Origin of the sequence: Faecalibacterium sp. DFI.5.82 (assembly GCF_029076575.1) — a bacterium.
GTDB lineage: Bacteria > Bacillota > Clostridia > Oscillospirales > Ruminococcaceae > Faecalibacterium > Faecalibacterium duncaniae.
Window position 1 is genome coordinate 1 of the sequence record NZ_JARFIS010000028.1, and the last position, 1,337, is coordinate 1,337.

1 rRNA gene is annotated in these 1,337 nt (G+C 52.7%); it reads left to right on the plus strand.

Annotation, left to right across the window (positions count from 1 at the left end):
- Window positions 1-1,337, plus strand: a 23S ribosomal RNA gene (locus P0G09_RS15370); the annotation flags it as partial.

A 1,337-nucleotide genomic window follows, 5' to 3' on the forward strand; every position in this document is an offset into this window, starting at 1 on the left:
AAGGCGTAGCCGATGCACAGACGGTAGAGATTCCGTCACCACCAAAAGAGTTAAGCACAGGGACACATATGAAGTCTCAGAGCCGGGTGTTGGTTCCGGTAGAGATCGAGGGAAATTAGTACCGAAGTCTGAGATGGAAGATGGCGAGAAAAGCTGTGTGTATTTCTGAGGTGCCCGTACCGCAAACCGACACAGGTAGGTAGGAAGAAGATTCTAAGGCCAACGGGAGAAGGGTTGTTAAGGAACTCGGCAAATTGACCCCGTAACTTCGGGAGAAGGGGTGCTCCAGAGATGGAGCCGCAGAGAATCGGCCCAAGCAACTGTTTACCAAAAACACAGGTTTGTGCTAAATCGAAAGATGACGTATACGAGCTGACGCCTGCCCGGTGCTGGAAGGTTAAGAGGAGATGTGCAAGCATTGAATCGAAGCCCCAGTGAACGGCGGCCGTAACTATAACGGTCCTAAGGTAGCGAAATTCCTTGTCAGGTAAGTTCTGACCCGCATGAAAGGCGTAATGATTTGGGCACTGTCTCAACAGCCCGCCCGGCGAAATTGTAGTACCGGTGAAGATGCCGGTTACCCGCGACAAGACGGAAAGACCCCATGGAGCTTTACTGTAGCCTAATATTGGGTTTCGATGTTGCATGCACAGGATAGATGGGACTCTGGGAAACCAAGGCTTTGGCTTTGGCGGAGAGGCCGTTGGGATACCATCCTTGCGATATTGGAATTCTAACCTGCGGCTCTGAATCGAGTCGGGGGACATTGTTAGGTGGGCAGTTTGACTGGGGCGGTCGCCTCCTAAAGAGTAACGGAGGCGTTCAAAGGTTCGCTCAGCTTGAACGGAAATCAAGCAAAAGAGTGCAAACGCAGAAGCGAGCCTAACTGCGAGACTGACGGGTCGAGCAGTAACGAAAGTTGGAGTTAGTGATCCGGTGGTATGTGAGTGGAAATGCCATCGCTCAACGGATAAAAGTTACCCTGGGGATAACAGGCTGATCTCCCCCAAGAGTCCACATCGACGGGGAGGTTTGGCACCTCGATGTCGGCTCATCGCATCCTGGGGCTGTATTCGGTCCCAAGGGTTTGGCTGTTCGCCAATTAAAGCGGTACGCGAGCTGGGTTCAGAACGTCGTGAGACAGTTCGGTCCCTATCTGTCGTGGGCGCAGGATATTTGATGGGAGCTGTCCCTAGTACGAGAGGACCGGGACGGACGTACCTCTGGCGCACCAGTTGTTCCGCCAGGAGCATAGCTGGGCAACTACGTACGGATCGGATAAACGCTGAAAGCATCTAAGCGTGAAGCCGACCCAAAGATAAGATATCCCACTGATT